Below are 8,142 nucleotides of genomic sequence, written 5' to 3'. Positions count from 1 at the left end.
AAAATTAGTATTTTCAAATGTAGTATACTCCTTACTTCCTTTATATAATAAAGCTCTTTAATGACCTTTATCTAATCTTAATTTAACAAGGACGCCAATATTAATCATACTTACGATTAATTTAAAGAATTCATTTAAATGCAAACAATCTAGCTTCTCTATACATAAAAACAAATAATTAAACATTATGTTTAATTTAAAAACATTAGAACACTACTTATTAAAACATCAATACTAAATAATATATAATTAACTATTAACATTAAACAAATATTAATAAAATCAATTAATTTTAAGCTATTATTGTATAATTTATAACAATTAACGACATGAAAAAAAAACTGTTTTTAACATTACTAATTGCTTTATCGATACTATCATGTTCTTCTGATGATAAAACTATCGTTAAAGAAACCGATTATTCAGGTCAAATAATAGCTCCTAGGACAGCAGGTGATAGTAAATATGATATCCTAGGGTATGGATATAAAATAACTGAGCCACTAGCAAGCACTCAAGCAGTTGGGAATTTTTCTATCATAGATATAGAAAAACTAGTAAACTCTGAACCAGCCAATTCGATTTATTTTGACAACCCCTTTATAGGAGAAATCACCCAAAGAATTTTCTCTGGGGAAAATTTTTATAAATACGTAGAAGAAGTTATCTCTCATACAAATTTTAGTGGTTCAGTAGCTTCCAATGGTATTGAGAAATCTGCAGAACAAGGAATGTTTTCTGCAAGTGTTAAAACTTCCCAAGAAAATCAATCAAAAAACTCATATTCTTCAGCCTATTCGTATGCGACAGCAGAAGTAATAAAAAAAGAAAGAAGATTATTCATAGATACAGATATTGAAGTATTAAAAAAATATTTAACTCCATATTTTCAAGAGAAGGTATCAAAAGTAAACTCTAATTCAAATGCCTATGATTTGGTCAAAACTTTTGGTACTCATGTTTTATTAGATATCACAATTGGTGGAGATTTTAAATCCGAATTTAAATCTTTATCAATAGAAGAAAGTAACTATACTAATAAAAAAAGGAATGCAGAAGTTGGAGCAAAATTTACTTTATATAAAATTGGCGTAGGTGCTTCAGTCGGTTGGGGAGGAGAATCTTCAGAACAAGAAATAAACAGAATTACTAATTGGGCAAGCTACATTCATTCTAAAGGAGGAACAACTAACGGGTTGTCTTTAACAGTAAATTCAATTGGTGCTATTACTTATTCCATAGGAATTGGTACCTGGGCAAGTTCTATTACTGATAAAACAGCACGATTAGTAGATTTAAACTGGGACAAAACCTATCCGCTATATGAATTAATTACTGATCCTATCAAAAAAGAGTTGGTTAAAAAGGCAGTAAATAATTACATCTATGCTAATACTCCTGAAGAAATTGAGACCAAACCTTTACATAGATATTGGAATGGAAGACATAAAATGTTTTACTCAACTACTATTTATGGAGAATCTAGAATGACAAATGATTGGAAATATGAAGGGGTTTTAGGTTATATTGATGCTAATCAAAAATCGACTACTAAACCTTTATATAGATATTGGAATGAAAGACACAAAATGTTTTATTTTACTGCCACTTATGGGGAATCTAGGATGACCAAAGATTGGAAATATGAAGGGATTTTAGGTTATATATATACTACTGAAATAAAAGGAACAGTTCCTTTGTATAGATATTGGAACGAAAGACACAAAATGTTCTACTTAACTACCACTTATGGAGAATCTAGAATGACAAATGATTGGAAATATGAAGGGCTTTTAGGTTATGTCTATAAATCAGATCTGCCTTGTATAAATATAGATGACAATCCGAATGCCAAACCTGTTCCCAATATTATGAATTGGGAATAAAACTAGGGATTAGGTGAATTTTTAAAGACACTGTACCACAAACTGTATAAGTATAAAATTCTGCTTGGTTGAAACTAAGCAGAATTTTTTTATATCCCTACTATATTGGCTTCAAAGACTTAATCTTGCAATTATATCCATGTTTTTTTATTAGATCATGTTTCGAATTATTCCTTTGTGAAACCTTATTTCTTCACAAACTCAAAATCAATCTGCATCTCTGTATTAGAAATCTTTGCTTTGAGTTTTTCTCCTTCCCTTTTATAGGCAATATGCGTTGGAAAATCATTCGCTTCATTTACACAAACAAAAGAATCTTTGGTCAATTCAGCTACTTTAAAGACTGTTTCATCTTTATCATCTGCTGTTTTCACAAAAAGGCTCCACTGCCCATTCCCGTGTTCCAATCGCATGTACTCTTTACTTAAGGTATCTCCTTTAGCCAAAGTAAATCCTATTCCCTCATATTTAGTTTCATTGATTTTTTTCCAAGATTCAAAGGTTTCATTTCCCTCTTTATCATTGGTTCTTTTCCAATCGCCAAGTAGCCAATCCACTCCTGCTTTTTGTACAACCTCTGTGGGTGTTTCTGTTGGGCTTATTTGCTGTTGACTGTCGTTTTTTTCGTTTTTACACGAGGTTAATGTAACAGCTAAAGTCACTAGAACTATTATTTTTTTCATCTATTAGTTGAGATTGGTTATTGTAATACAAATTAAAGGTAAGCAATTTTGTAAATAAATAAAGCTGTATTTCTTGTTATTTTTTAGATCCCTAAGTTTAAAATAGAGGTATTAACTTGGGTTAGACCTTCCTAAATTTTGCCTAAAAAGAAACGGAAATTGAGAAAAACTGAATATATTTGTTTTAAGTCATGATGAAATACAACAAACATATCGCCCACTTTTTGTGTCTTATTCTAGTATTACTAGGTGCAGAAAAGATTAGTTTCTTTGCTCCACAAGACTGTGAAACCAAGCAATCTTTTTGCCCAACAGCGAATATGTATGTGTATCATTTGGGAACTTCGTCCCCCAATGATTTAGGAAACACTTCTAAAAGCAAGAATTGTAAAGCTACTAATATTCTGTGTGAAACTTTTTTTATTGCACAAGATATTGCACAAACAAAAGAACGCAAGGCCCCAAAAGTGATAACTGAATTGTATTTCTACAAACCCGTCATCCATTCGAATCCATATATAACACTAGTAGATCCACCTCCTATTGTTTAGTAGCCAATAAAACAGACTAAGAGTTCCCAAGAAGGGGACTCTTTTTGTTTAATTATAGAGGTACAAAATAGTCAAAAAAAAGAGCTACTCAAAATAAGTAGCTCTTTTGGATTTAAAATCCTGTGTTTATAGTAAATAGCAATTTCGATTTTACATTTTTACAATAATAAATTCACTTCTTCTGTTTTCTTGGTGTTGTTCTTCAGAACATGAACTATCATTCGTACATCCGTTGATTAATTGACTTTCTCCATAACCTTGCGCAGAAATACGCGCTTTATCTATGCCTTGTTTGATTATCCATTGCATGGTAGCTTTTGCTCTGCGGTTAGATAATTGCTTATTATAGGTGTCATTTCCGCGACTGTCTGTATGAGAGCGAACCTCAATCTTAAGGTTTGGATACTTGTTTAATACCTCAACTACCTTGGCTAATTCAGCTGCCGCATCTGGACGAATCACAGCTTTATCAAAATCAAAATAAATAGGTTGTAATTTCAATTTCTTAAATAAGTCATCGTCTTCTGTAATGGTTTCTTGTATAGGATCTAAACCTATTTCCACTTGCTCGACTGCGTTTAATTCATACCCCATCGTTTGACTGATTTCTTTGGTTTGGAATTCAGGCGCTTCGGCTTTTAATCGGTATTTTTTACCACAATCCAAATCGGTAAGAATGAACTTGCCATGCTCATCGGCTTGTAAGTTATGCAACACCGAATAAGTCGCATCATAAACGGTTATTTTGGCTTGTGCTAGTGATTCTTTTGTAGAGGCATTGAACACCCGTCCATCGATACTTTGTTTACAGATCAAGTCTTTTTTCTCTTGTACGAAGTAAATATCATCTCCTCCTGTTCCGCCACTTCTATTAGAACTAACAAACCCTTTTTTTGTCTGAGGATCAAAATAATAGCCAAAATCATCCGCAGAACTATTCATCGGTTCTCCTATATTTTGGACCGCACCAAATGATCCATCTACATTGATTTTGGTTCTAAAAATATCTAACCCGCCTAATCCTGGTCTTCCGTCTGTTGAGAAATACAACATATAATCACTGGAAATAAATGGAAATGTTTCACGTCCTTCCGTATTAATTGGTTTACCAATATTCTCCACCTTTCCAAAGCTTCCGTCGCTTTGTCTTTCTACGCGGAACAAATCACTTTGTCCAATCGAACTGTGGCGATCCGAAACGAAGTACAGCCATCTATCATCGGGCGTTAATGCAGGATGTGCATTATTGGCTTTGGGATCATTAATTGTTACTGCTACAGGCTTACTCCAGGTTCCATTCTCTTGCCAATTGGATTGAAACAATTCTAACCGTGCGTTTTTATACCTATTTTGCTGGATTTCATCTTTTTTAGCTGTTGCATTTTGGGTAAAATACACCGTTTTTCCATCTTTCGTAAATACGGCTGTCGATTGGTTGATATCTTGTCTATCGCCATCAAAAAACAACTGGGGTTCATCGAAGGTTCCATCGGGGTTTATTCTGGAAGCATATAAGCTTGTATAGGCTTCATTGGTCCATTTGTGTATTTCATTACCCGAAGCTTCTTTGGATGCCCTTGCAGAGGTATAAACGAATTGATCTTTATAAATAGTCGCTCCATAATCGGAATACTCACTATTAATTTGCAGGGCTTCAACTTCATATCGATTGGAACGTTTTTCAATATCGGATTTGTAGTCGTTCTTATTTGCTTCAAACAATTGAGCGCGAGAATCTCCCTGCTCTAAAGCAGTAAATTCTACCATATACTGATCTGCTAGCTCATAATTTTGTATAGTTCGCAACGTTTGAGCATATCGATAATAATATTCTGACTCAATAGCTTCTTGGCTTTCTTTTGCGAATTGAAAAAGTTCTTGATACCATTTATTTGCATCGATTAGCTTTCCCGTAAAATAATAGGCATCTCCTAATTTTTGAAGTGTATTTACACTTTTAAATCCTTTTTCAGCTGCTTTCTGGTATATTTCAATCGCATTGATATACTCATATTTTTCAAATTTTTGATCCGCTTTATTTTCCCGTCTTTCTTGTGTCCATCCAATAGATGTGGTCAAGGCGATTGAAGATAAAACTAGGAGTTTAACTACTCTCTTTTGCATAATTTATCATCTTTAGGTTAGAAGAAACGCGGTGCGGTTTTTCTTGTGTAGCGATTAAAAATATCGGCGCGTAAGAAAAATTCATGTGATCCATTGTTATAGTGTCTCAATTTGGAAGTATCTGCATCATACGAATAGCCTACAAATAAACTTTCAGTAATTTGGAATCCAACTAATCCACTGACAGCCGCATCCCAGCGATACCCTATCCCAGCAGTTAACTTTTCAAAAAGCAGAAAGTTTGCGGTTACATCTACCTGTAAAGGAGCTCCTTGTACCCCTTTCATTAAAAACGCAGGTTTGAATTTCAAGGTTGGATTGATATCAAATACATAGCCCCCCATTAAATACAAGTGCATTTTTTGCTTCATGGTAGTCACCTCATTGTCGTCATACCGATGGGTTTCCAAAAAGCTAGGAATAGATACGCCCAAATAAGAGCGATCTGAATATAGATAAATACCCGCTCCAAGGTTAGGTGTAAATTTATTAGAAATATTCTCTTGAATATTCACATCTGACGGATCAAAAGGATGTCCTTTAGCATAATCTACATTCAGCAGATCTGCGGATGCTTTTAATCCAAAAGCCAGTTGATAGGTATAATTTAATCTTACTTTATACGAAAAATCAATTGCAATATTATTTTCATCCATAATACCAATTGATTCATTTACAAAAGATAATCCAATCCCTACATTAGAATCACCAATAGGTGTAGAAACAGAGAAGCTCGCCGTTTTTGGTGCGCCATCTAATCCAACCCATTGCGTTCTATAATTTCCAAATAGGCTTAATACTTCTCTAGTTCCTGTATAAGCAGGGTTATAGACAGAAGTATTATACATATATTGCGCAAACTGTGGTTCTTGTTGCGCAAAACTGTGTTGACAAGCACTTATCAATACTAAGGCTGTTCCAACTTTTTTGAGTTTATTTAAAAAATCCATCCTTTGTATTAATTCGTTTCTAAATGTAAATACCCTGCTTTCTTAATTGTCCGTGAGCCTCCGTCTTTTACTACTTCATAGACTAAAACATAATAATAGGTTCCTGAAGGCAACATTTTACTGTCGTTTATTGTTCTCTTACCCTGAGAATATCCATCAAAAACATTTCCATTCGAATCGTAGTTCTTAGTTTCAAATACTTTAGCCCCCCATCTATTAAAGATTTGAACGCTATTATTTGGGAATCTATTAATATTATCAATAAAGAAATAATCATTTACTCCATCTCCGTCAGGAGTAACAATATTATAAATAACAACATCGCCTTCTAACAGCCAATCCGTTTTTACTGTAGCAAGGGTAAAATACCCTAATCCTTTTACGGTTGTAGGTGTTGTAACCCTACGCGTACTCATATCAACAATTCCGCCTTCATCGATCCATATTTTTTTATCTTCATCCCATCGAACAATATGCAGATCTTCTTCTGGGGTACCTAAAACTTCAGGAGAAGTAGTCCTATCATCCCAAGTTAATTCCAGAATGATATGTTTCTCATCTTTACTTCCTTTGTTGATGTACCAATATTCTTTTGTGTTTAACGCCTTGATTATTCCCGACGTTTTAGATCTCGTATCAAAAAAAGCATCATCCTTGTATTTATAGTGACCCACATAAATTTCTTTCGCATTTTCTGGTGCAGAAATACGCGCTTCTCTATAATATCCTTCATCGCCTATTGGAAAAGTAAAAGCGTCTTTTCCTACTTTATCAATCGAACCATCTACGTGACTCGCATCACTTTGTTTGTTTGCTTTTGCTCCTTCTAAGAAGGCAAAAGAGCCTTGGCTTTCATCAATCGTTACAATACCGTCCAAAAATTCAACTTCTCCTTTTGCTGAAATCCCATTTGAGATATAAAAAGCATTTTTAGGTGTTGAATTATTAAATTCAATGTGATTAAAACGGATGAATTGACTCCCTGTAATCGTCTGTAGTTGATTGGAGATAAAAATAGTTTTTCCTGAGGTTCTCAGTTTACTGTCTTCTCTAAAATCAAACAAACCATCATTAGTCAAGTTATCATGTACATACAAAGTTCCGTTGTTAAACACTGTGGCTTTATTTTTGTTTTCCAAGGGAAAAAACGTTGCCATTTCAGTATTTGGCATAATGTACAAACCTCCATAATTAACGGTTTGCCCAAACGCTAAACCACTTGTCAAAGCAAAAGTCCAAAACAAAATTTTAGGGTTTATCATCATCTTTAATTTATGCTTATTCTTTAACAACAAAAACAATATTCATAATCGAATATGCATTTCCAGCATTACTAATTGTATAGGTCATTTTCCCATCTGCTTGAATCACAATATTTGAAAATACCGCCGTATCATAATCGGTTACATAGTAATACAAATCCGTTGCACTAGGGAAGTAAGGAATCTCTGCAGGTGCACCACTACTACTTGCAGTATTGCCTTGTAACGTAAATTGTTTGGTATATTCTTGGTATAAATCCTTCGCGCCATTCCCTTGTGTTGACGTATCAAATACAATGGATGGCATATAGAAAAATTTCACTGCTTTATTATCCGTAGTCACCATTTGTTGCCATTTCGTTCCATCATTATAATAGAATCCTGCAACTACATCATTTTGTTTTTTTGTGTTGTAAACCGTCATCCCAGCTACATGAACATTTAAAGGAGAGGGATTTGTAGTACTCACTAATTCTAATCTTGGCAATAACAATCCTTTGTTTGTCGATTCAATTTCAAGCATTGCATTAGCATTGATTTCAGGAGTTCCGCCTACTTTAGTTTGTGCAAAACTTACAATACTCCATACTGAAAATAGTAATCCTAAGTATATCTTTTTCATTTCGTTATTTGTTTTAGAAAAAATGATGGGAGCTCATTCTCTCAGAAAAGTGTGCCCCCCATCA

At 33.8% G+C, this 8,142-nt stretch carries 7 protein-coding genes; 2 read left to right on the top strand and 5 right to left on the bottom strand.

The window, feature by feature from the left end; genetic code table 11:
• The first annotated feature begins 329 nt into the window (after positions 1–329).
• Positions 330–1,886, top strand: coding sequence for an MAC/perforin domain-containing protein (locus ACMHJ2_RS01405; RefSeq protein ID WP_413511177.1), 1,557 nt, complete (start codon positions 330–332; stop codon positions 1,884–1,886).
• 185 nt (positions 1,887–2,071) lie between these two features.
• Here the strand turns inward: ACMHJ2_RS01405 and ACMHJ2_RS01400 are convergent, their stop codons facing one another.
• A complete protein-coding gene (locus ACMHJ2_RS01400) occupies positions 2,072–2,569 on the bottom strand; it encodes a DUF6265 family protein (RefSeq protein WP_413511176.1) in 498 nt (165 codons plus the stop codon).
• Positions 2,570–2,760: 191 nt separating this feature from the next.
• Between ACMHJ2_RS01400 and ACMHJ2_RS01395 the strand changes: the two genes are divergently transcribed.
• On the top strand, positions 2,761–3,120 hold the full coding sequence (locus ACMHJ2_RS01395; RefSeq protein ID WP_413511175.1) for a hypothetical protein: 360 nt from the start codon (positions 2,761–2,763) through the stop codon (positions 3,118–3,120).
• A gap of 150 nt (positions 3,121–3,270) precedes the next feature.
• Here the strand turns inward: ACMHJ2_RS01395 and ACMHJ2_RS01390 are convergent, their stop codons facing one another.
• Genes ACMHJ2_RS01390 through ACMHJ2_RS01375 form a run of 4 tightly spaced genes read right to left on the bottom strand, consistent with a single transcriptional unit; the run spans position 3,271 to position 8,078 of the window.
• A complete protein-coding gene (locus ACMHJ2_RS01390; protein ID WP_413511174.1) occupies positions 3,271–5,244 on the bottom strand; it encodes an OmpA family protein in 1,974 nt (657 codons plus the stop codon).
• 17 nt (positions 5,245–5,261) lie between these two features.
• Positions 5,262–6,194, bottom strand: coding sequence for a type IX secretion system membrane protein PorP/SprF (locus tag ACMHJ2_RS01385; protein ID WP_413511173.1), 933 nt, complete (start codon positions 6,192–6,194; stop codon positions 5,262–5,264).
• An 8-nt stretch (positions 6,195–6,202) separates the two neighbouring features.
• Positions 6,203–7,438 carry a gliding motility-associated C-terminal domain-containing protein gene (locus ACMHJ2_RS01380; RefSeq protein WP_413511172.1) on the bottom strand — a complete coding sequence of 412 codons (1,236 nt, stop codon included), beginning with the start codon at positions 7,436–7,438 and terminating at the stop codon, positions 6,203–6,205.
• 34 nt (positions 7,439–7,472) lie between these two features.
• On the bottom strand, positions 7,473–8,078 hold the full coding sequence (locus tag ACMHJ2_RS01375) for a hypothetical protein (protein WP_413511171.1): 606 nt from the start codon (positions 8,076–8,078) through the stop codon (positions 7,473–7,475).
• Positions 8,079–8,142 lie beyond the last annotated feature (64 nt).

The organism is Myroides odoratus, from assembly GCF_965118575.1.
Classification (GTDB): domain Bacteria; phylum Bacteroidota; class Bacteroidia; order Flavobacteriales; family Flavobacteriaceae; genus Flavobacterium; species Flavobacterium odoratum_B.
Note: the sequence above shows the minus strand (reverse complement) of the source record. Positions and strands in the feature narration are given on the sequence as shown.

Excerpts from the sequence above, each read along its gene's own strand:
- ACMHJ2_RS01405 (WP_413511177.1), top strand. The coding sequence starts at position 330 with ATGAAAAAAAAACTGTTTTTAACATTACTAATTGCTTTATCGATACTA.
- ACMHJ2_RS01400 (WP_413511176.1), bottom strand. The coding sequence starts at position 2,569 with ATGAAAAAAATAATAGTTCTAGTGACTTTAGCTGTTACATTAACCTCG.
- ACMHJ2_RS01395 (WP_413511175.1), top strand. The coding sequence starts at position 2,761 with ATGATGAAATACAACAAACATATCGCCCACTTTTTGTGTCTTATTCTA.
- ACMHJ2_RS01390 (WP_413511174.1), bottom strand. The coding sequence starts at position 5,244 with ATGCAAAAGAGAGTAGTTAAACTCCTAGTTTTATCTTCAATCGCCTTG.
- ACMHJ2_RS01385 (WP_413511173.1), bottom strand. The coding sequence starts at position 6,194 with ATGGATTTTTTAAATAAACTCAAAAAAGTTGGAACAGCCTTAGTATTG.
- ACMHJ2_RS01375 (WP_413511171.1), bottom strand. The coding sequence starts at position 8,078 with ATGAAAAAGATATACTTAGGATTACTATTTTCAGTATGGAGTATTGTA.